The 21277-nt window shown below is 69.5% G+C and carries 20 protein-coding genes, 1 tRNA gene and 2 pseudogenes; 14 read left to right on the forward strand and 9 right to left on the reverse strand.

Features of this window, described 5'->3' with window-relative positions; all coding sequences use genetic code 11:
* Window positions 1–239 precede the first annotated feature (239 nt).
* The 3 genes and pseudogenes from ligD to KY462_02765 form a co-directional block, all read right to left on the reverse strand.
* Window positions 240–1181: a non-homologous end-joining DNA ligase gene (ligD, locus tag KY462_02755; protein ID MBW3576659.1), complete on the reverse strand. Its 942-nt coding sequence runs from the start codon at window positions 1179–1181 to the stop codon at window positions 240–242.
* The gene (locus tag KY462_02760; protein ID MBW3576660.1) at window positions 1181–1978 is read right to left on the reverse strand and encodes a Ku protein; all 798 of its coding nucleotides are present in this window, start codon (window positions 1976–1978) and stop codon (window positions 1181–1183) included. Before KY462_02760 ends, ligD begins: the two co-directional genes overlap by 1 nt.
* Window positions 1979–2084: 106 nt before the next feature.
* Window positions 2085–3336, reverse strand: a pseudogene (locus KY462_02765) (Hsp20 family protein).
* Between the two features lie 229 nt (window positions 3337–3565).
* Between KY462_02765 and KY462_02770 the strand changes: the two are divergent.
* Together KY462_02770 and KY462_02775 are read left to right on the forward strand one after the other, a co-directional pair.
* The gene (locus tag KY462_02770; protein MBW3576661.1) at window positions 3566–4849 is read left to right on the forward strand and encodes an ABC transporter substrate-binding protein; all 1284 of its coding nucleotides are present in this window, start codon (window positions 3566–3568) and stop codon (window positions 4847–4849) included.
* A 319-nt stretch (window positions 4850–5168) separates the two neighbouring features.
* Entirely contained in the window at window positions 5169–5645 is a 477-nt protein-coding gene (locus KY462_02775; protein MBW3576662.1) for a hypothetical protein, read from the forward strand.
* A gap of 32 nt (window positions 5646–5677) precedes the next feature.
* Here KY462_02775 and KY462_02780 read toward each other — a convergent pair whose 3' ends face one another.
* The 3 genes from KY462_02780 to KY462_02790 all read right to left on the reverse strand — a co-directional run bounded on the left by KY462_02780 (window position 5678) and on the right by KY462_02790 (window position 6996).
* Entirely contained in the window at window positions 5678–6103 is a 426-nt protein-coding gene (locus tag KY462_02780; GenBank protein MBW3576663.1) for a DUF3237 domain-containing protein, read from the reverse strand.
* A gap of 35 nt (window positions 6104–6138) precedes the next feature.
* A complete protein-coding gene (locus KY462_02785) occupies window positions 6139–6549 on the reverse strand; it encodes a nuclear transport factor 2 family protein (GenBank protein ID MBW3576664.1) in 411 nt (136 codons plus the stop codon).
* Window positions 6550–6627: 78 nt separating this feature from the next.
* Complete coding sequence (locus KY462_02790; protein MBW3576665.1) at window positions 6628–6996, reverse strand: hypothetical protein; 369 nt, start codon at window positions 6994–6996, stop codon at window positions 6628–6630.
* 305 nt (window positions 6997–7301) lie between these two features.
* Here KY462_02790 and KY462_02795 point away from each other — a divergent pair, with 305 nt between their 5' ends.
* From KY462_02795 to KY462_02825, 7 genes are all read left to right on the forward strand, one after another.
* Window positions 7302–7667: a hypothetical protein gene (locus KY462_02795; protein MBW3576666.1), complete on the forward strand. Its 366-nt coding sequence runs from the start codon at window positions 7302–7304 to the stop codon at window positions 7665–7667.
* Window positions 7664–8089, forward strand: coding sequence for a histidinol dehydrogenase (locus tag KY462_02800; GenBank protein MBW3576667.1), 426 nt, complete (start codon window positions 7664–7666; stop codon window positions 8087–8089). Before KY462_02795 ends, KY462_02800 begins: the two co-directional genes overlap by 4 nt.
* On the forward strand, window positions 8067–8765 hold the full coding sequence (locus tag KY462_02805; GenBank protein ID MBW3576668.1) for a histidinol dehydrogenase: 699 nt from the start codon (window positions 8067–8069) through the stop codon (window positions 8763–8765). The genes KY462_02800 and KY462_02805 overlap by 23 nt, the downstream gene beginning before the upstream one ends.
* Window positions 8702–8896, forward strand: coding sequence for a histidinol dehydrogenase (locus tag KY462_02810; protein MBW3576669.1), 195 nt, complete (start codon window positions 8702–8704; stop codon window positions 8894–8896). Before KY462_02805 ends, KY462_02810 begins: the two co-directional genes overlap by 64 nt.
* A gap of 888 nt (window positions 8897–9784) precedes the next feature.
* The gene (locus KY462_02815) at window positions 9785–12244 is read left to right on the forward strand and encodes a VWA domain-containing protein (GenBank protein ID MBW3576670.1); all 2460 of its coding nucleotides are present in this window, start codon (window positions 9785–9787) and stop codon (window positions 12242–12244) included.
* A complete protein-coding gene (locus tag KY462_02820) occupies window positions 12241–12666 on the forward strand; it encodes a hypothetical protein (GenBank protein ID MBW3576671.1) in 426 nt (141 codons plus the stop codon). The genes KY462_02815 and KY462_02820 overlap by 4 nt, the downstream gene beginning before the upstream one ends.
* Window positions 12667–12833: 167 nt before the next feature.
* A complete protein-coding gene (locus KY462_02825) occupies window positions 12834–13532 on the forward strand; it encodes a YdcF family protein (GenBank protein ID MBW3576672.1) in 699 nt (232 codons plus the stop codon).
* 312 nt (window positions 13533–13844) lie between these two features.
* On the opposite strand, the gene KY462_02830 is transcribed toward KY462_02825, so the two are convergent.
* Window positions 13845–13917: transfer RNA gene (locus KY462_02830), tRNA-Gly, on the reverse strand.
* A 245-nt stretch (window positions 13918–14162) separates the two neighbouring features.
* Here KY462_02830 and KY462_02835 point away from each other — a divergent pair.
* A pseudogene (locus KY462_02835) lies at window positions 14163–15556 on the forward strand (NAD(P)/FAD-dependent oxidoreductase).
* Between the two features lie 90 nt (window positions 15557–15646).
* Entirely contained in the window at window positions 15647–16468 is an 822-nt protein-coding gene (locus tag KY462_02840; protein MBW3576673.1) for a DUF427 domain-containing protein, read from the forward strand.
* On the opposite strand, the gene dut is transcribed toward KY462_02840, so the two are convergent.
* On the reverse strand, window positions 16463–17008 hold the full coding sequence (gene dut, locus KY462_02845) for a dUTP diphosphatase (protein ID MBW3576674.1): 546 nt from the start codon (window positions 17006–17008) through the stop codon (window positions 16463–16465). The two genes, KY462_02840 and dut, sit on opposite strands and share 6 nt — an antisense overlap.
* A gap of 187 nt (window positions 17009–17195) precedes the next feature.
* Between dut and KY462_02850 the strand changes: the two genes are divergently transcribed.
* A complete protein-coding gene (locus tag KY462_02850) occupies window positions 17196–18122 on the forward strand; it encodes a hypothetical protein (GenBank protein MBW3576675.1) in 927 nt (308 codons plus the stop codon).
* 55 nt (window positions 18123–18177) lie between these two features.
* On the opposite strand, the gene KY462_02855 is transcribed toward KY462_02850, so the two are convergent.
* The gene (locus tag KY462_02855; GenBank protein MBW3576676.1) at window positions 18178–19620 is read right to left on the reverse strand and encodes a wax ester/triacylglycerol synthase family O-acyltransferase; all 1443 of its coding nucleotides are present in this window, start codon (window positions 19618–19620) and stop codon (window positions 18178–18180) included.
* Between the two features lie 192 nt (window positions 19621–19812).
* Here KY462_02855 and KY462_02860 point away from each other — a divergent pair, with 192 nt between their 5' ends.
* A complete protein-coding gene (locus KY462_02860) occupies window positions 19813–20175 on the forward strand; it encodes a response regulator (GenBank protein MBW3576677.1) in 363 nt (120 codons plus the stop codon).
* Window positions 20168–21268, forward strand: coding sequence for an HD domain-containing protein (locus KY462_02865; GenBank protein ID MBW3576678.1), 1101 nt, complete (start codon window positions 20168–20170; stop codon window positions 21266–21268). The genes KY462_02860 and KY462_02865 overlap by 8 nt, the downstream gene beginning before the upstream one ends.
* Window positions 21269–21277: the final 9 nt, after the last annotated feature.

Here is a 21277-nt window from a genome sequence, read left to right on the forward strand (position 1 = left end):
CGCTTGCGATGGCGACCTGGCTGGAGCAGGGATCTTGCTGCGGACGCGCTCGACGGTCTCCTCGTCGGGGGTGACCAGGTCCACCACGCGTCTGGCGGTGCCGACCGCAGTGTCGATGAGACGTTCGATCGTCTGTTGTGGCTTCCCGGCCATGACGGTGGTCCTGTCGGTTGCTGATGGGTGGGCAGTTCTCATACCACACATACGGCAGGATCGGAGAACTCGCCACGAACGGACGTTCATGGGCCCAGCGACGGCAGCTCTTGGTGGCGCTCCTCGGCTGCGGCGAAGAGCTCGCCGTGGCGCTCGACACGCTCCACCACGTCACCGAGCTCGAACACCAGCCGGGCAGGCTCGTCAGCGTCGACGGCCTCGGCGATCTCGTCCCAGCGCAGCGGCGTCGAGACGGTGGGACGCTCCCGGGCCCGCAGCGAGTACGCCCCGACCGTGGTCTTGTGCGTACTGTTCTGGCTCCAGTCGACGAAGACCTTCCCGCCACGCACGGCCTTGTTCATGTTGGACGTGACCCGGTCGGGGGTCTGGCGCTCGAGCAGCTGCGCCACCGCCTTCGCGAACGGCGTGGTCCGGTCGTAGGTCACCGGGGTGTTCAGCGGGACGTAGACCTGCAGTCCCTTCCCGCCGGAGGTCTTCGCCACGCACTCCAACCCCAGGCCGGCGAACAGCTCGCGGAGGCGGAGCGCCACTCGGCCGCAGTCGACGATCCCGGCGGGAGCGCCCGGGTCGAGGTCGAACACCACCAGGGTGGGACGGTCGACCGCGTCGGCCCGGTGCAGGTAGGGGTGCAGCTCCAAGGCCGCCAGGTTGGCCACCCACACCAGCGCGGGCAGGTCCTGGATCAGGCAGAACTCGATCGTGGTCGCCCCCGACGACGAACGACCCCAGCGCCCCGAACCGGTGGTCGTGACCGTCACCGTGGGGACCCAGGGGGGCCGGTGCTCCGGGCAGTTCTTCTCGTAGAAGAACCCGCCCGCCACCCCGTCAGGGAACCGTTTCAGGGTGATCGGCCGCCCCGCGAGGTGGCGGAGCATCGCCGGTCCCACCCGGACGTAGTAGTCGATCACGGCGGCCTTGGTCGTCCCCGACGACGGGTACAGCACCTTGTCGAGGTTCGACAGCGACAGCTGCCGGCCACCGACCGAGACGACGGTGCGCTGGGCCACTAGCCAGCCTGCTGGCGTTGCCTGGCAGCCTCCAGGCTGTCCTCCAGGGCGGACATCAGGTCGACCACCTGCGACGGCTCGGCCACCGCCGACGGCACGACGACGTCCTCACCGGCGGCCTTGCGCTCGATCAGCTCCAGCACCCGCATGCGGTACTCGTCCTGGTACTTGTCCGGGTCGAAGACGGTGCTCAGCGACTCCACCAGCTGCGTGGCCATGGCCAGCTCACGTTCGCGGACCTCGACGTCGGTCGCCGGCACGCCGTCGATCTGCTCCACCGGCACGATCTCGTCGGCGTAGTGCATCGTCGACAGCAGCAACACCCCGTCCTTGGCCCGCAGCGCCGCCAGGTACTGCTTGGTGCGCATGACGAACGTCGCGATCGCGACTTTGTTGGTCGCGCCCATCGCCTCGACCAGGAGCCGGTAGGGCTTGGCCGCGCCCTGCCCCGACGGGGCGAGGTAGTAGGGACGGTCGAAGTAGATCGGGTCGATGCGGTCGAGGTCGACGAAGTCCTCGATGTCGATGGTTCGGCTCGCCTCGGGGTCGAGCCCCTCGAGCTCCTCGGGCGTGACCACGACGTACTGGCCGGGTGCAAGCTCGTAGCCCTTGACGATGTTCTCGTAGGCGACCTCGTCCCCGGTGGTGCTCGACACCCGCTTCTGGCGGATGCGGGCGCGGTCCTGGCGGCTGAGCTGGTGAAAGCTCACCGCCTTCGACGACACCGCCGAGAACAGCTTCACGGGAACGTTGACCAGCCCGAAGCTGACCGACCCGCTCCAGATGGCTCTAGCCATGGGGGCTCTCCTGTCGACCCGTCGAAGTCTTGCGTCTGCCGGGTTCTTCGGCGAGCCCGCCAACCATCGACACGTCTGACGCGGCGTCCCAACGCCGGTCGCGGCGTCAGCGTGGCATGCGGGTGGTGCGCGACGGGTCCTGGTCGTCATCGGACAGGTCGATCCGGCGCGTCTCACCGCCGCGGCCGTCACCGCGGCGACCGCGGTCGGCGTCGTCCGCTGCGCGCGTGCGGTCACGACGTTCGCCGACCCCCTCGCGGTCACGCGTGTCGTAATCGCGGACGAACGAGGTGATCGACCGACGCGTCACCACGGGGCTGACCAGGCCCACCAGCGCCGCGATCCCGCCGGTGACCACGTAGAACCAGCCGTGAGCCCGGCCCGCCGCGATCGAGTCCTGGAAGGCGGTCGGCTCGATGACCAGCAGCAGGCCGAACGCGATGGCGGCCACGCCCAGGAAGACCACACCCTGCACCGACCGTGGAGACGCCCCGGTCCCGAGCAGCAGCAATCCGAAGATCACCTCGACGACCCCGAGCAGCGGCGTGTAGGTGAGCCCGGCGACCTGGGCCTGGGGCGCGAAGATGCTGTCGGCCGCTCCCGTCCGCAGCAGCGCCACTCCCCCGAGGACGAGGTAGGTGACCCCCAGGATGATCGCGAAGATCTGGGCCGGCGTCCACGTGGAGATCTCCGGCGTCACGTGGATCATGTGGCGGTCCCGCTGGTCGGCCATCGAACGACCTCCTGGGCGTGGCACGGCGAGCGCGCTTGTCGCAACCAGGGTAAGAAGAGCGCACCCTCCGCGACCGTCCGTTCGGACCCTCGACACGCAGCGTGATGGTGCGTGGCTGGAGGACGGCCCCCACCGCGCGCGACCACGCGACGCCCCGGCGACGTCGCCGGGGGCGCCTGTCGTGGGACAGGTCACGTCGCCGGTGGTCTCGATCTCCTTTTGGCTGTCCGCGCCGGCAGCGATCGGGATCCGACGCGGCTTGGCGGATTCGAGCACGGGAACCGACCGTCAGCACGCCGCTGTCGTAGGTGGCCTTGAGCTTGTCGACGTCGAGGCCGTCGCCGAGGAAAAGCTGACGTGCGAACACTCCCTGTGGCCGCTCGGAGACGACCAGCTGGTCGGATTCCGTGCGGTCGAAGGTCCGCCGTGCGGTCACGGTCAGGACGTTGGACTCGACGGTGAGTCCGATCGAGTCGGACTCGACGCCGGGCAGGTCATAGTGGATCAGCAACGCGTCACCGCGCCGGTACGCGTCGATCGGCATGGTCCGAGGTCCACGAACGTCGCCGAAGGCCTCAGAGGCCAGTCGATCGATCTCGCGCCACGGGTCCCACCGGAGCATTATCCGACAACACTCCCTTCTCCTGCCCGCATCCCGGGCTGGTTGGTTTTGGGCCGGAGCTCGCTGTCTCGCTCCGCTGCAAAGCGCTTCTGGAAGCTTCCTTGTTCCCGGAAGCACCGCTTACTGTGGTTGGTGGACAAGTAGTTGTGGTCCCCGCTCGCCACCGCCGCCCTGGTGAGGCGGACGCGTACCGTCACGGACGTCGGTCACGTACACGACGACAGGAGGGGCCGTGGAGGCACGGCACAGCCCGCCAAGCCGGACGTGGTTCTGCCTCGCGGTGGCGCTGGCGATGCTCGCGACGGCGTGTGGCCCGCGTGGGGTCGATGGTGGTCCATCGCCCGCCACGGACGCGACGGGACAGGTCGATCGACCGCAGCGGGACCCGATCAAGCTGGGCATGGCCACGACCCTGTCCGGCGCGACGGCGCTGTTCAGCGACGCCAACCGGAAGGGCGCCCAGCTCGCCGTTGACGAGCTCAACCGCGCCGGTGGCGTCCTAGGTCGTGCGGTCCAGCTGATCATCGAAGACGACGAGGGTCAGCCGGACGTCGCCGCCGACGTCGCCCGTGAGCTGATCGACGCGCAGGGGGTCAGTGCGCTATTGGGGCCGGTCTCGTCGGCGGTGGCCATGGCGGTCACGGACGTCGCCGAGGAGGAGCAGGTGCCGCTCATCCTCCACACCTCCAACAACGAGGCGCTGACGGTCGAAGCGTTCCACAGGTACGTCGTCTCGGTGGCGCCCAGCACCGGGATGGAGGCGCGCGCCCAGGCCATCAACCTGTCCGGGGAGGACATCACCCGGTGGGCGACCATCGCCCCGAACTACGAGTTCGGCCAACGACAGACGGACACGTTCGTGGAGACGCTGCGCGATGAAGCTGCGCAGGTCCAGATCGTCGCGCAGCAGTGGCCGCCAGTGGACGAGCCACGGTTCGAGCCCTTCATCACCGCGTTGCTGTCAGCCAACCCTGAGGCGGTGTACTCGTCGCTGTTCGGCAGCGACCTGGTGACGTTCACCGGCCAGGCGGCGAGCATGCGGTTGTTCGAGCAGGTGTTGTTCACCGCCCTGTACGACACCAGCGTCCTGCGGGAACTCGGCGACCGCTACGACCTGTCGGCGATCCGGGCCTACTCGCGCTGCCCGTTCAGGATCGAGACCGCGCAGATGCAGGACTTCGTCACGACGTTCGAGCAACGCTACGGGGAGGTGCCCTCCGACTGGGCATGCACCGCCTACGACGCCGTCACGCTGTGGGCGGACGTGGTCGAAGAGGTCGGCGACCTCGACGCCGACGCGTTCGCCGAGACCGTCGCGGGTTTCAGTTTCGCGTCCTTGAGGGGGCAGGTGGAGGTCCGTGTGATCGACCACCAGGCTGCGGTGCCGTCATACGCGGCCGACCTGGAACTCGACGAGCAGCGCGGCTTCTACGTCCACACGAACATCACGGAGATCCCCGCCGAGGACATCTGGCTCCCCGAGGCCGAGGTCACGCAGAAGCGCGAGGCCGGTTGACAGCGCCAGGCTCCCCGACGCCAAGATCGACGCTGACCGTGGCTTGCTCATATCAGGCGCCGACCGCCGCGTCCATGACTTGTCCTGAGTTCCTTCGCTGCGGGTTGTCCACATCCGTTTGGAGGTCATCTGGTGTGCGCGTGTCATCATGTGCACGGACGAGGACACTGGCGCAGCTCGAACAGGATCCAGTCAGTGACGATCGGGTCCTGATCCAGCGGATGTTGGAGCTGACGCCCGAGCAGCGCCTGCTCGGCTTGGTCCGCGCCGCTGCCCTCTTCGCGGCTGCCGTCGTGTCTGACTCGACGCAGGTGCGTTCATGCCTGATGCCGACCAGATCGCGACCCGGGCGACGGTCAGCGCGTCCGTGTCCCGGGAAGGGCAGCCGGACGCTTTGGCTCGCGCGGGTTTCGCGCTGGCCGTGGCTGCGCTGGCCGTCGTCTTCTGGTTCTTCGCCGCCGTTGTGCTGCTCAAGGGGCTGACCGATCGGGTGCCGGAGTGGGTGGCGGCGTCGGGGACGTTCATCGCTTCCGTGGCCACGCTGATCGCGTTATCTCTCGGGCTCGTCTTGGTGGCTGTCGCGAGCCTGAGGGAGGCAAGACTGCCCGTCTGGGCGCGCCCTCTGCCCCTGGTCGCCACCGCGCTGTTGGTGGCGGTACCGGTCTTCACCGCGCTGGTTCCCGAGGGGGGAGCGGAGGGGCAAGTGGCTGCCGTCCTGTCGGCCGCTTCCGGCGTCGCCTGGGCCGCCTACGTCATGGGGATGGGCTCAGCCCTCGAGACCGGATCCGAGCTGTGATCGATCCCATGGCGGTGCTGGATGCGCCATGCTCAAGTCAGCGTCGGTCTGCATCCGTAGAGGCGCCCGTGCGCACGCCCGCCGACGCCGACCGTGTCGAGCACGCCTTCGAGCACCCCGAAGGTCGCGTTCAGCCACGTGTACCGCTCGTCGCCGGTCCGGAACCGGAACGTGGTCACGAACACCCGGGCCTGATCCTCAGCACGCAACGTGGCGACCCCGTCCAGCTCGACCCACACCCGCGCCCCATCGGCGGTGTCCAGCACCCCCCGCAACGTCGGCAGGTTGACGTTGTCGGTGCGACGAGCCGCCAGGTTGGTGAGCCGTAGGGACCCGCTGAGCCGTTCCCCCGTGAGCGAGCCTTCCATGGTCCCGTACAGCTGACCCCCGGCGTCATAGTCCAACGACTCCAGGGTCACGTACGTCAGGTCGACGTCGGACAGTTCCACGAGCTCCATCTGCTTCTCCTCCCCGGCGGGTGCGGTCGAGCCGTTCAGCGGCCCTCCGACGAGCGGCCCGCCATCTTCCTCACGGCCGCATCGATGCTCTCATCGACCACCTCGACCGGCTCGATGTACAGCCGGCCCCAGATCATGCGGCCGTCCCGCACCCCGGCGACGATCACGCCAGCCATGTCCAACGCTTCGCCGTCCGCACGGGTCCCCGTCCATCGCCACTCGGACCACTCCTGCCCGTCTTCCTCGCAGGAGCTCCGCAGCTCCGCCGCGAAGTCGGGCACGCCGGCGAAGATGGTCGACCAGTTCGCCCGGACCTGTTCACGACCACCGAACCCGCGACCGGGATGCACCGGCTGTTCGCTCTGGTAGTCCTCGTGGAAACAGGCCAAGAACGCTTCCAGATCGTGTGCGTTCATCGCATCGCGCAACCGAACCGCCACCGACATCGAGCCCCCTCCCTCCCAACGAAGCCGGGATTGTCGCACGACCTCAACGACACCCGCCGGCAAGACGCCGGAACACGATCAGCCTGTCTGTGACGTCCACCGCTTCCACCCCCAAGCGAACACGAGCGAAAGCGGCAGGTAGCCCACGGCAGCGTGGTATAGGGCATGCCAAGCGTCGGGGACGTCTGCTCCCTCCGACGATCGGGCGCAGAAGCCGGGAGGCTCGGCGCCCGCAAGGTCCGGAAGCGCGCACGGGTTCAGTACGTGGGGGACGATCCCACCGCCGATGAGGACCACCACCGGCCCGGCCGCCGCGAGAACAGCTGGGAACACCATCGTGCGCCCGCGACCTCGCACGGCAGTGGCCAAAGCGAACAGCAGGGATAGCCCAGCCAGCAGCAGGGCGACGCCCAACAGCACGACATGCGCGATGAGGGGCAGGATCAACCACGGCGATGCGCCGCCCAGATCCAAACCGAAACATGGCGGATCCGTACAAGCATCCGCCGGGGCATCTGGAAGGTCCGGTGACCACCTGAGAGCCACGAGACCGCTCGCGACGGCCGCCACGCCAGCCGCCACAACCAAGAGGACGGCCCAACGAGCGAGACGTCCAGCCCACGTTGCCATGCGCCAGTGTACGCCGCACCCGACCCGGAGCGTCATGGGCGCTCTAACTGAACGTCGCCCCCCGCGCAGAACCACGGCGAAGCTGACTGGTGCTGCTTGTCCTGCCAGGGTGAGCGGCCGAGATGTCCGCCATCGGTCTGGGCATCCCTCCGATCGGGAGCGTCCAATGTCTGCCGTCCTACCGTTGCGGTCCGGGTTGCAATCCTCATCAGGGCCCGGCACGTGCCGCGGTCGCTGCCGAACATTTCCCGATCACCGTCGTCAACGGCGAACCCGGCTTCATCAACCTGCTCGACGCCCTGACGTCGTGGCAACTGGCCCGGGAGATCACGGCAGCCACGACGATGGTGGCGTCGACGTCGTTCAAGCACGTCAACCCGGCCGGCGCGGCAATCGTGTCACTCCTCGATGCGACCGACCGGGCAGCGGCGGTTGCCCGGGGCGTCTTTGGTCTCGGGGTCGGGGCTCTACCAAGGAGCCTGCCATGAACACGATCCCGCCGGTTGTCGCTGCCGCTGAACTGCTACGCCGCAGAGACCAGCCGCCACTGTGGGTTGATCCGGCTGTGGCCAGCACGTCGCCGTACGGCGATGAGTTGACCTACTCGCAGATCGCGGACCGGATCGTGCACGACGTCGGGCGAGGTGGCGACAAGGCGATTCGGCGGCTTGCCGCGGCCGCTGGCCAGACGCTTCCGGCCGCGCTGGAAGTGGATGCGGCGACCCTCGCGGCTAGCGCGCGGCTGTGCCCCTCTGAGGTCGTGGAGGCGATCGGGTCAGCCGTCGTACGCATCCGCGAGTTCTACGAGGCGGAGCCGGGCGGGTCATGGCAGTACGAGTGCGACGGTGTAACTCTCGGGCAGCTGGCACGCCCCGTCGAGCGAGTCGGTGTCTATGTCCCCAGGCGGTGAGGCACCGCTCGTGTCGTCGTTGCTGATGGCCGCTGTTCCAGCTCGCGTGGCTGGCGTCGAGCAGCTCGTGGTGTGCACGCCCCCCGCTGCAGCCGGCCCGTTGGCGCCAGTGCTGGCTGCAGGGATCCAGGCGTGTGGTGTCGACCGGGTCTTCACCGTGGCGGCGATGGCGCGCGTAACGGGCTTGGTCGGTGTTGCCAGCCTGCCAGGGCCCACTGAGACGTTGCTGATCGCCGACGAGTCCGCCGACCCAGAGGTGGTGGCTGCCGATCTGCTGGCCCAGGCAGAGCACGCTGCTGACGCATGGCCGATCTTGCTGACCCCCAGCCCCACGCTCGCCGGCCAGGTTCAACGGGCGGTCGGCGAGCAGCTACCCGACTTGGCCCGGCGCCACATCGCTGCAACGTCGCTTGGGGAGCGGGGGGCGATCGTGCTCACGAGCGACGTTGACCAAGCCATCGAACCCGCCAACAGGTTCGCGCCCGAGCACCTGTGCCTGCTGCTGAAAGATCCGTGGCTCTACGTTGAGCGGATCCGTAACGCCGGCGGGATCTTCGTAGGGGAAGCTGCATGTGAAGCGCTCGGCGACTACATCGCCGGGCCGAGCACATCATGCCCACCGGCGGTTCGGCCAGGTGGTCGTCACCGCTCGCGGTACGCGACTTCCTGCGGATGACCACAGTCATCGCCGCTACCCCTGACGCTGCAGCGCGCTTGGCGACAGCTGGCATCTCGCTCGCCGAGGCCGAGGGATTGACCGCCCACGCCGCGTCACTGCGGCGACGGACCGCACACCCGCCAGGGTGACGATGCGGTCGAGTCACCACTCACAGCCGGCGCTACGTCCTGGTTCACGACTACGGCACATACCGCGTTCAAGGCGCCGCGAAGTTCAACTGTTGCGCCAGAGGGCCGTTACGTCGGAACGTCGATGGCCGCGGTCGCAGACCGCTGGGGTCGCGGTCGAGACGATCTACCGCGGGTTTGGGAGCAATGCGGCGCTGTTCGACGCGGTCGTCGAGTCCGACGTGGCTGGAGGTGTGGCACGCGCGGCCCGGCCCGTCGAGGACGCCCCGCGATCCGCGCGGTCATCGAGGAGACTGACCTGCGCCGTCAGATCGAGCGGTACGTCGCTACCCAACCGGAATCCACGCGCGGATGGGGTCTTTGGTGCAGGTACTCAAAGCGGCCGCCGACGCAGAGGACTCGCTCGCCGACGCGTGGGAACGACTCCAAGGCCAGCGCCTGGACGGCCTGGCCCGCTTCGCCCAACTGCTCTCCGACCGAGGAACCCTCAAGCCGGGTCTGTCGACCGGGGAAGCACGCGATGTGCTGTGGACCCTCAACTCGCACGCGGGGTACGAGAAGCTCGTCGAACAGCGCGGATGGACACCCAGCGATACGAGACATGGCTCACCGAGATACGCACGGCCAGCGTCCTGGGTTCGGACTGATCCGAACGTCGGACCCGCTATCGACTCGAAGGAGGCTCGGCCGGCGGTGGGCCGAACGCGCCGGGGTCCGTCTCAACCCCCGCGTCCTGATCACGCGAGCACGCTGACCAGTGCGGGCTGCCGGACGTGGCGCGTCGTTGCGAGGGTTGACCGGGACCATCCTGCGCCCGTAGGGTCCCGCGCCCTTGAGGGTTGGTGGTGAGGGGCGACAGGCATGATTCGTGGTGTACACGTTCGCTGGTTGGCGTTGGCGGTCGTCAGCGGTCTGCTGTTGGCCGGCTTCGGCGTGACGGCGGCACCGGCCCAGACGGTCGGCGGGCCGCTCAAGGTCGTGCTGATCGGCGACTCGTACTCGGCGGGGAACGGGGCAGGCAACTACTACGGGCCCAAGAAGTGCTACCGCAGTTCCACCAACTGGGCGGAGCGCTACGTCTACGTGCTGAAGGCCTCTGGCTACAGCGTGACGTTCGTCAACCGTGCTTGCAGCGGGGCAGTGTCGGACAACGTGCTCAACGACCGCAGCATGGGCACAGAGACGAAGTTGGTGACCCTGTCTGGCGACCGCCCCGCTGATGACCGCGAATTCCGCGCGGAGCTGGGCCGGCGCGGAGATTGCGTCTCGAAGTATCCCGATGAGGAACGCTACGACATACGCATCGAAGACCACTACTACGACTCGCTGACCCACCAGACGACGGTCGCGTTCGCGTGCGAGCGTATCCTGGACGCGCAGATCGATGCGATCGGTCGCGACACCGATCTCGTGCTGTTCACGATGGGCGGCAACGACGTCAACTTCGCCGAGATCGTCGAGCAGTGCTTCGCGGTTGGCCTCCGTGACCCTGGCGACTGCCGCGACAACGTCACCGCGGCGCGCGCGGGCCTTCCGGGCGTCGAGTCCGCGGTCTCCGACATCCTGAGGCGTATCCGGTCGAAGGTCCGCGACGACGCACGCGTGGTGCTGCTGTCCTACCCGTACCTGGAGAAGGATCCCAGCTACACCTTGGTGTCGCTGCTAGGCAGCGACCGGTACCGGGCTGGTGAGGAGGTGCGCGACCTCGGTGACCTTGGCGATATCCATCAGTCCTCGGGTGTCGCCGACGCCAACGCGTCGGCGGGCGAGGACTTCACGTTCTTCCTCGACGAGGTCAAGAGTCACTTCGCCGGGCATGAGCCGGACGGCAGCGCCAGCCGCCGCAACCCGGACCGGTGGCTGCACGAGTTCGATTCGCGCATCGCGGCCGAGTGGTATCACTTCAATCACCAGGGCCACCAGGAGGTCGCGAACCTGCTAGCACCTCACGGGGTCTTCGGTGCGGGCGGGACCGGCGAGATCGGCGGCGACCTCGATCTGGTGTTCGTGATCGATACGACCGGTTCGATGGGTGAGGACATCGCCGCGGTGAAGCAGTTCTCGACCGAGCTCGTCGACCTGCTGTCGGAGCGAACCGCGAGCTTTCGGGTCGGCCTCGTCACCTACAAGGACCACCCCGTCTCTCCGTACGGTGGGTCGAGCGACTACCCTCGCCGCACCGAGCTCGGCTTCACCGATGACACCTCGGCCATCAAGGACGCGATCAACGCGCTGACGGTGAGCGGTGGAGGGAACTTCCCCGAGTCGGTGTGGTCTGGCCTGATTGAGGGCATCGAGCTCCCCTGGCGGCCGGGCGTCAAGAAGGTGATCATCCAGCTGGGCGACGCGCCGCCACACGGGAGCGCGCCCTCGTACACCGAGCCCGTCAGCGGCCTCACCATCGACGACGTCGTGGACGCGTCCATCGCGGTCGACCCCGCTGAGGTATACGTCGTCGACGTTTCGTCGGGCGGTTCCTCGTTCGCCCCACTGCGTGAGGTGGCTGACCGCACCGGCGGTGGGATCTACAGCGCCCCGACGCCCTCCCAGGTCTCCCAGGCTCTCGCCGACGCGCTCGAGGAGGCGCTCACCAAGCCCTTCGCGTGGGCCGGCGGACCCTACGTGACGACGCTGGGTAGCCCCATCGTGCTCGACGCGTCCGGGTCGTTCGACGTCGATGGGGCCATCGTAGGCTACGAGTGGGATCTCAACGGCGACGGCACCTACGACACGCCGCCGAGCGAGCAGCCGACCTATACCCACACGTTCACCGTGCCCTTCGACGGTTCAGTGGCGGTGCGTGTGACCGACGACGACGGCAAGTTCAGCGTCGGAACCGTGCGCGCCCACGCGTCCTCGGACGGTGACGAGGTCCCACCCGACGAGGACAACTGCCCCGACGACCCCAACCACGGGCAGCTCGACTACGACGAGGACGGCATCGGCGACGTGTGTGACGAGGACCCCGGCTACCCCACCGAGGACAAGGAGGGGGTGAGCGAACTCGTGGACCGTGATGGCAACAGCCACCCGTCCACGGTGGAGGAGTTTCGCCAGCCCCATTGGAACCAGGACAGTGACATCATCGACCACGAGGATGTCGATTGGTGGGGGGTGGACACCGACGGCCGCCGCCTGAAGCTCCAGCTGATCGGGATGTCGTCGAACTACGACCTGTACATCCACGACCTCGACGGCAACGAGTTGGGCTCCTCGACGCAACCGGGGTCCCGCAGCGAAGCGATCGACCTTAGGCTCGCGGCGGGGCGGTACCTGGTCCGCATCCAGCCCGCAGCTGGGGCGGTCGGTGGCGAATACCGGCTCAACGTAACGGCCGTGGGTCGGTGACGGGTCGGTGGCTGCTCGCGGTGGCGGTGCTGGGGCTGGCCTTGGTGGGTGCCGCGTGCGGGGAGCCGGCGGACGCCCCTGAGTTGGACGCGCTGCGGGCGGACCCGATGGCCTCCTACCAGGGCCAGGATCTGACGTTGGTCGACCGGAGCCTCTCGGCGGGGGGCCGGACGCTCGGCAAGCCTGTTCGGGCGAGTGTGGTGCAACGTTACGCCATCGCCGACAGCGCCGACCCGGAGGCGGTGCGCGCCGCTGCGATCGCCGCCGCTGAGGCCGCCGGCTGGACGTTCTTCGCGGAAGGTCCCATCGCCAGCGCCAACAAACGCATCGCAGGGTCGCAGGCCACGCTCAGCATCGAGGTTCGTGAGGAGCAGGGCCAGGCCTTCCTCACGGTGGTGCTGCTCGAGGAGGCCGGGGAGTGAGCCCGCGGTGAGCTCGACCGCTTTTCGCCCGCCGGAGGACCGAATTCACTGTGGCGGCGATATGCGGGGTCACATCGGCGCCTTGGTCGCTCTGGTTGCCATACTTCGGCTCCGACGACCGGTCATGGTCGCCGCGTTTACGGTCTCCGGTAACCGGGAGGCGTACCGTGTCGATCGACCCGACCAGCACGACCTGGCAGTGGCACGTGCCGATGCCCGGGCAGGCGATGATCGAGGCGTTGCTGGAAGATCCGGGCCAGGAAGCGGTGACCGCCGCCGTGGACGCCGACAGCCGCGGTGTGGCACCGGCCGACGTTGTGTTCGTGTTCGGCACCCGCCTGCGCGACCCGGTCGGGCCCACGGCAGAGCTGATGGCGTCCGGCCTCGCATCGGCGGTCGTCGTGACCGGCGGGGAGAACCGGGGACGGCCCGGCCACATCGAGGCGGAGCAGCACGCGCGGCTCCTGGGCGAGCACGGCGTCCCGCCCCAGGCGATCCTGGTCGAGAACACCTCGCGCACCACCCTCGAGAACGTGCTCCACGCGCGGCCACTGATCGAGACCCGTCTGGGGCGTCCCGAGTCGGTCATCGCGGTGGTGAAGTGGTTCCACCGGCGCGCGGTCCTGACGCTGCTCAACCACCTGCCGTCCGTGAGACTCGTGCACGCGGTGACCTACGACCCGCACGTGACCGAGGACGGCTCGCCCGTGACACGGACCAACTGGCCGACCGGCCCGCACGCCAGCCGGGTGGCCAAGGAGTACGAGTGCCTACGCCGTCTCGCCAGCACACCGGAGATCGTTCCGATCGAGCGTCGGGACCGTGCGTGGGTCCGCGCCGGCCGAATCGGTGCAGCCGCCGACTGACGCCGACCGACCCCCAACCCGTCCGGGTCTCATCAGCGACGGCTACGACAGCGTGCGCCAGCGCTTCCTGCGGGCCGGACCCGATCGCTCAGTTCCTCAGGAGCCTTCGTCGCCGACCTCAGCTCGCGGCTCCGGCCGACGCGAGGGTCCGGGGAGCACCCCGGCACAACGCTCACCGACCTTGGGCCACGAGTTCAACCTTGCGGCACGGGCCGAGCCCGTAGTCCCACACGTCGCCGGCCACGGTCCCACCCGGGCGGGTCACCGGGCACATCTCGGCGAGGGCTGGCGTGGCGGGGGGGAGGAGACGAGAGCGGACGACGGGATTCGAACCCGCGACCTTCGCGTTGGCAACGCGACGCTCTACCAACTGAGCTACGTCCGCACGGGAAGTCGACACGGGGAGTCGACGGGTGTCCCAGCCAGCTGATGCTGCCCCGACGTCACCGCGTCCGCGCGAACCAGGAGGCTACCGGAGGCCCGAAGGGGCGACAACCATCGGCCGTCCGCACTGCCCGGTGCGGTGACGAGTCGATCCGGTGGGTCATCGGGACGGGCGGCCGACGGACGTTATCGCCACCGCGCCGGGTTCCTTTGCACAGCAGACGCCCGCAGGGAGGCAGTGACGCCATGGTGGAGCAGTACGACGTGATCGTGATCAGCGGTGGGGCCGCCGGTGAGAACGCAGCCTGATACGCGCGTGAGCATGGCCTGTCCGTGGCGCTGGTCGAGCGCGAACTGGTCGGTGGCGAGTGTTCGTACTGGGCCTGCATCCCCAGCAAGGCGCTGCTGCGTCCCGGCGAAGCGCTTGGCGCAGCACGCCGTGTCCCGGCGGTCGCGTCGGCGATCACCGGAGACATCGGCGTCGATGCGGCCCTACGCAGCCGGGACGTGTTCGTCCACGGCTTCGACGATGAAGGACAGGCCGACTGGCTGCAGGGGATCGGGGTCGACCTGATCCGCGGCCATGCCCGGCTCGCCGGCGAGCGGACCGTCGAGGTGGACCGCGACGGCGGGGACACCGTGACCGTCGAAGCGCGGAACGCGGTCGTGTTGGCAACGGGGACGCGCGCGTCGATCCCCCCGATCGAAGGTGTCGGCGACATCGAGATCTGGGACAGCCGTGACGTCACCACCGCCAACAGATCCCGCGTCGCCTGCTGATCCTGGGCGGCGGCGTGGTCGGAGTGGAGATGGCCCAGGTGTACCGGCGCCTCGGCGCGGAGGAGGTCACGGTCGTCGAGATGCAGCAGCCTGCCCACGAGGAGCCGTTCGTGGGCGAGGAGCTGGCGACCGCCTTCGCGGACGAAGCGATCCGGGTCCGCACCGGGGCCGCGGCGAGGAACGCGACCCGCGACCAGCCGGGTGGTCCCGTGACGCTGACGCTCGACGATGGCACCGAGCTCGTCGGCGACGAGCTGCTGGTCGCCGTGGGCCGAACCCCCCGCACCGACGACCTCGGCCTGGACACGGTCGGGGTGGGCAGCGGCGGGTACCTCGACGTGGACGATCAGCTGCGCGTCGCCGGGGTCGACGGCGGCTGGTTGTACGCGGTCGGGACGTCAACGGCCGCGCGTTGTTCACCCACCAGGGCCAAGTACCAGGCACGCGTTGTCGGTGACGTGATCGGCGACGTCGACGCCGCCGCGTGGGCGGACCACCAAGCGGTGCCGCGTGTCGTGTTCACCGACCCGCGGGTGGCTGCCGTCGGTCGGACCGAACAGCAGGCCCGCGACGCCGCGGTGGACGCCAAGGTCGTCCGCGTCCCGTTGAGCAGCGTCGCCGGGACGTCGCTGCTGGGCAAAGGTGTCTCGGGCACCGCTCAGGTGGTCATCGACCGCAGCCGGCGCACGGTGGTGGGGGCGACGTTCACCGGTCCGGAGGTCGGCGAGCTGCTGCACGCCGCCACGATCGCGATCATCGCACAGGTGCCGATCGACGTGCTGTGGCACGCGGTTCCGGCCTTCCCCACCGTCAGCGAGGTGTGGTTGCGGCTGCTGGAGGCCGACCGCGCGGTGTCGTGACGGCTCCGCTGATCGCTTCCGGACCGAGCACGACCGAACCGCCGCAAGCCGCCGTAGCCTGCTCGTACTGCGACTGCGACCGGAGACACCATGACTCTCACGATCGGGACCGGTCCGTTCGGCGACCGGCCGGCGGGCAGGTTCAACTTCGACCCAGGCGCCCCGCGACGGGTGCTGTACCTCGAGGATCGTCCCGAGCGGATCCGTGTCGAGTTCGCCGGCGAGACGGTCGCGGACACCACCCGCGCCAAGATGCTGCACGAGTCCGGTCTGACGCCGGTCTACTACTTCCCGCAAGCCGACGTCCGTACCGACCTGCTACGTGTCAGCGACCGCACCACCCACTGCCCGGCCAAGGGCGACGCGCGCTACTGGGACATCCGGGTGGGTGATCGGGTCGCTGAGGACGCGGTGTGGAGCTACCCCGACCCGATCGATCCGGCCGTGTGGCTCGCTGGCCACCTCGCCTTCGTCTGGGACGCCGTGGACGCCTGGTACCACGAGGACGAACGCATCCACGTCCACCCCATCGACCCGTACCACCGGGTGGACGTGCGCCGCAGCTCCCGCCGGGTCGTGGTCAGGGTCGGTGCCGTGGTCGTCGCCGAGTCGCGCCGGCCGCTGCTGCTGTTCGAGACGGGACTGCCGATCCGCTACTACCTCCCACCCGAAGACGTCCGCCGCGACGTGCTCGTGCCCAGCGCCACCATCACGCGCTGCCCCTACAAGGGCGAGGCGAGCTACCACCACGTCGACGTCGGCGGCGAGCGGCACGAGGACGTGGTGTGGTCCTACCGCGCCCCGCTGCACGATGCCGCCCCGGTGGCCGGTCACCTGTCGTTCTTCAACGAGCGGGTCGACCTCGAGGTCGACGGCGAGCCCCAGGAGCGGCCACGCACCCGCTGGTCATGAGTCGTCCGCTGGCGGCCCGGTCCCCGACGAGCCGAAACCCCCGCTCCCCCTGGACGTGGCCTCCAGGGCGTCGCTCTCGACGATCACCGCACGGCCCACGGGCTGCAGCAGCAGCTGCGCGACGCGGTCGCCGCGCGCGATCTCGGCCGGGGCGTCGGCGAGGTTGACCAGCAGGACCTTCACCTCGCCGCGGTACCCCGCGTCGATCGTGCCGGGCGCGTTCACGACCGTCACACCGTGGTGCAGTGCCATCCCCGAGCGCGGATGGACGAGCCCGACCCACCCACGAGGGATCGCCAGCGCCAAGCCGGTGGGGACGGCGACGCGCTGACCGGGGAGCAGCGTCACGTCGGTTGCGGCGGCGAGGTCCAGGCCGGCGTCGTCCGGGTGGGCGTAGGACGGAAGGACGACGCCGGCCCGCAGCCTGACGACACGCAGCGTCACCTCTTCGGGCCCGGCCACCGCATCCACGGCCCCTCCCTTTGGTGCCGGCGGCCGCACCGCGGGACGGTAGCCTCGGGCCGGTCCCGGTGCGAGCATCCGGTGTACCGTCTGGCGCCGCCCGGGGGTTCGGCGACCCCGGCCGCGAGCGCTCGCTGGTGAACGACGCTGAGTGCGCCGAGTCGAGGCCGCGCCGGGCCGGTCGCGTCGCGATCTGGGAGGCACCGTGCTACGCGCCCCGCCGCAGGCGCCGTCCAGGCGCCCGCCGTCGCCCAGCGCAGGCCCCTTGGCTGTCACGGCCGCGCTCGTCTCCGCCGTGGTGGTGCTGGCCGCCGCTGTCTTCGCATTGTGGTGGTTGGGCCCCGGTGCGGAGCACCGGGCCGAGATGGCCGCGGCGACCGCTGAGGCGCGTGAGGACCTCGCAGTCAGCTACGACGGGATCGCGACGGCGGTCGCAGCCACCGCGGACACCGCCGCTGACCTGCGCCTGACGCTGCAGCAGTACCTCACCGAATCGCAACGGAGCGACGAGGAGATCACCACCGACCGACTCAACCAGCAGGCCGCCCTGGACGACCTGGGCCGCAGGCTGCAGGAGCACGCCGACGCCCCGCCACCCGACCTGCCCGACCGCGCCCGGCGCCGGGCGTTGGCCGCCGAGCTCGAACGGCTCGCGGCCTTCCGGTCGAGCGCCGGCGACCTCGGCGAGCGGGCGGTGACGCTGGCTACCCGCGCCGAGCAGTGGGCGGCGGCGCTGCTGAACCTGCGCGCGGAGCGCGATCGCTACATCGCCTTCGTGGAGGGCCATCCCGACACGCAGAATCCGGCGGAGCTCCGCCAGCAGTGGGAGTCGGAGCGTCCGGTCCTGGCCGACTACCGCTCCGCCGCCGAGGCGGCGATCGACGTCGACGGTCTCGACACCCTGGCCGACGCCTACCTCACCTACGTCGAGCACAACATCGCGTTCGGGGAGGAGGCCATCGCCCTGCTGACCCTGGGCGATCTCGACGAGTACAACACCCGCGTGCGCGAGGTGTTCGGCGCGGAGGATCCTTTCGGGTTCCAAGCCGCCGCCGGGACGGCGCTGCGGCAGTCGCTCGACGCCGGAGTGATCGGCGAGCTCGGCGATCTCAGCGTCGAGGCGGAGAACCTGCGCAGCGACGCACAGCAGGCGGCCAGGCAGGTGGCGTCCGCGTCGGCGTCGCCGGGCTGACGGTCGCCGGGATGGCGGTGGTTGCAGGCTGGCGGTCGTTCGAGGCTGACCGTCGTTACGGGCGACTTCGGCGCGCCAGCTCCGTCCGGGCTCCCGCCGCCTCGGCGTGTTCCAACAGCTCGCCCAGGGACTCGACCAGGCACGCGGTCACGTTCTCCAGGTCAGGCAGCGCGTCCCAGTCCCCGACGAAGCCGAAGTTCAGCCACCCGTCGAGCGACGTCACACCGGCCGCGAACGAGTGGTTCTGCGCGAGCGGCACCGCCGGGAAGGCGCCCAGGAGCCGCATGCCCAGTGAGTACATCGGCGCCTGCGGACCCGGGACGTTCGTCACGACGAAGTTGTACATCCGGGTGCGTGCCGCCAGACGCGCCGCCAGCGCGTGGAGGGTCGGCGGGGCGTAGGCTGTGAGGCCGACCAGGAAGTCGGCCCCCACGACCTGTTGATGATCCTTGATCTCTCGCATCCCGTCGTGGATCTGCTGCAACCGCTCGACGGGATCCATCTCGTCCACAGGCAGACGGACGAACACCGACGAGACCCGGTTGCCGAACAGGTGACGGCCGTCGTCAGCGCGGACGCTCACAGGGACCATCACCTTGAGTGTCAGGCCCCTGGTGTCCTCGTCACGGGCCCGCAGGAAGCGGCCGACCGCGTCGCCGACCATGGCCAGGACCACATCGTTGACCGTGGTGTTGAACGTGTTCTTCACGCGCCGGACGTCGCCGAACGGCACGCGCTGGATCGCGAAGCGACGCGAGATCCCGTTGGGTCGGTTCAGCGGGCTGGGCGGGCCGGGCCGCACCCCCGACCGGGCCATGGATGCCACGCCCTGCGCGATCCTCACCGTCGACGCCATGGCACTCTGCGGCGCCGTGGCGAGCCGCTGCATCCCGGCCACAACCGACCGCGGACCGGTGACCACGTCGCGGACGGCGCCGGCGGCCAGCCTCACGGTGTTCGGGCGGGGCGCCGGATGCCAGACCCGGGGTTGGGCGAGGTCGCCTGGGTCCTGGTCGAAGTCGAGGAGGAGCGTGGCGATGTCGATCCCCGTCACCCCATCGACCATGGCGTGGTGGGTCTTGCCGAGGTAGGCGACGCGGCCGTCCTCGAGGCCCTCCATCACATACAGCTCCCACAGCGGCCGCTTGCGGTCCAGCGGACGGCTGATCAGGCGCCCGACGTACTCCATCAGCTGGTCCATGCGACCCGGGCGTGGCAGGGCCGCGTGACGGACGTGGTAGGACAGGTCGAACTGCTCATCGTCGATCCAGATCGGCGACGTCAGCGGCAGTGGACGGTCGACGACCTTCTGACGGAATCGCGGGACCAGATGCAGGCGCGAACGGATCAGACGGACGAAGCGCGAGAACTCGAACTCACTGTTGTCGGGCGGGTCGAAGATGAACAACCCGGCCGTGTGCATGTGCTCGGTGGGCGTCTCGAGTTCGAGGAAGGTGGCGTCGAGGGTCGACAGCCGATCCCCGTGGCCGATGCCCATGCAGCTCCTTCAGCGCGGTGACCTGGCCGGCCTGACCGCTGACGTCGGGGTCAGCGCCGCCATGGTACGAGACCTCGGTCGGCGCTGGGTTCGACGTGACGGTGCGTGACTTGGGAGTTCACGAGCGTAACCGGACGTTGGTTCGTCCGTTTCGGCGGATGAGACCTAGCATGGGTGCTGGAGGGGCGGCGGGTGAGGGTGCTGATCGCAGAGGACGACGGGGCGCTGCGGTCGTTGATCGCCGCGACCGTGCCGGCGCACTGGGAGGTCCATGAGGCGACCGACGGGGTGGAGACGGTCGCGGCCGCTCGACGGCTCCAGCCTGACGCGATCATCCTCGACCACCAGATGCCGGTCATCACCGGGGTCGAGGTCTGCCGGCTGCTGGCCGCCGAACCCTGGCGTGGCTCGTGCCGGGTGGTGGCTCTCACCGGCGTCCGCGATGCGGAGATCCGGCGTCAGATGGCGGCGGCCGGTGCCGATGCCTTCCTGGAGAAACCGTTCAGCCCGATCGAGCTGATCGAGCTGGTGTCGGTCTGGGAGCGCCGTGCCTGAGCAACGTGTCGACACCGACCTGTTGAGCGTCCTCCACGAACAGCTGCTGCACTACGCGCGGGATCTGCGGGGCGCGCTGGACCGCACGCAGGCGACGGTCGCGGAGCTGTCCCGCACCCACCTCGAGACGGTGGCGGCGCTGGCCGCAGCGATCGACGTCCGAGACGCCGTCACCGGCGGACACGTGTACCGCGTCGCCCACTACGGGATCGTCCTCGCGCGCCATCTCGCCCCGCAGCACGCCGCCGAGCCGCAACTGGTGTACGGCTTCCTCCTGCACGACATCGGCAAGCTCGGGGTCCCTGACGGGATCCTGATGAAGCCCGGTCCGCTGACCGAGGCGGAGGAGACGCTGATGCGCCGCCACGTCACCTACGGGGTCCGGTTCGTCGAGCAGGTCAGCTTCCTGCAGCCGGCCCTGCAGGTGGTGGCCACCCACCACGAGGCCTTCGACGGCAGCGGCTACCCACGCGGGCTGAGCGGGAACGAGATCTCACTGGTCACGCGGATGTTCGGCGTCTGCGACGCCTTCGATGCGATGGTGCACGACCGTCCCTACCGGCCGGCGATGTCAGTCGAGGAGGCAGTCGCGGAGCTGCGGGCCGGGGCGGGCGCCCAGTTCGACCCTGAAGTCGTCGCCGGCTTCCTCGAGATCCTCGATCGCATCGTGGCCGTCGAGGATCGCCCCGACGTGCCCAACGTCAACGTCGAGCCGTTTCCGGCGCGGCGGCGGCCGCTGTGGGCGCAGGCCAACCTGGTCTTCGATGCGCTCGACGACGGGATGCTGCTCGTGTCTCCCGACGGGGTGATCAAAGACGCCAACCGCGCCTGCGTGGAGCTGTTCGGCCTCGCCGCACCACCGGTGGGACTCACCGTCGACGAGCTGATCGACCGCTCGGAGACACCGTTGACGGACGCATCCCTGGCGCGGCTGCGGGCCGCCGCCGCACCCGGGGCCCTCCTCGACGGGCGGTCAGAGCACCGCCTGAACCTGGAGGCCCCCGACCAGGGCCGCGTGCGGCAGACCGCCCACACCTTGCGTGACGAGGACGGGACCGTCACCGGCCGCCTGCTGGTGTTCCGCCGGGTGTGACGGCGGCGC

It is taken from the genome of Actinomycetota bacterium, from assembly GCA_019347675.1.
Lineage (GTDB): Bacteria > Actinomycetota > Nitriliruptoria > Nitriliruptorales > JAHWKO01 > JAHWKW01.

What these genes read in the sequence shown, in the direction of transcription:
- KY462_02760 (MBW3576660.1), bottom strand. Translation starts at nt 1,978, where the DNA reads ATGGCTAGAGCCATCTGGAGCGGGTCGGTCAGCTTCGGGCTGGTCAAC.
- KY462_02775 (MBW3576662.1), top strand. Translation starts at nt 5,169, where the DNA reads ATGCCTGATGCCGACCAGATCGCGACCCGGGCGACGGTCAGCGCGTCC.
- KY462_02780 (MBW3576663.1), bottom strand. Translation starts at nt 6,103, where the DNA reads ATGGAGCTCGTGGAACTGTCCGACGTCGACCTGACGTACGTGACCCTG.
- KY462_02785 (MBW3576664.1), bottom strand. Translation starts at nt 6,549, where the DNA reads ATGTCGGTGGCGGTTCGGTTGCGCGATGCGATGAACGCACACGATCTG.
- KY462_02795 (MBW3576666.1), top strand. Translation starts at nt 7,302, where the DNA reads ATGTCCGCCATCGGTCTGGGCATCCCTCCGATCGGGAGCGTCCAATGT.
- KY462_02800 (MBW3576667.1), top strand. Translation starts at nt 7,664, where the DNA reads ATGAACACGATCCCGCCGGTTGTCGCTGCCGCTGAACTGCTACGCCGC.
- KY462_02810 (MBW3576669.1), top strand. Translation starts at nt 8,702, where the DNA reads ATGCCCACCGGCGGTTCGGCCAGGTGGTCGTCACCGCTCGCGGTACGC.
- KY462_02840 (MBW3576673.1), top strand. Translation starts at nt 15,647, where the DNA reads ATGACTCTCACGATCGGGACCGGTCCGTTCGGCGACCGGCCGGCGGGC.
- dut (MBW3576674.1), bottom strand. Translation starts at nt 17,008, where the DNA reads ATGCTCGCACCGGGACCGGCCCGAGGCTACCGTCCCGCGGTGCGGCCG.
- KY462_02855 (MBW3576676.1), bottom strand. Translation starts at nt 19,620, where the DNA reads ATGGGCATCGGCCACGGGGATCGGCTGTCGACCCTCGACGCCACCTTC.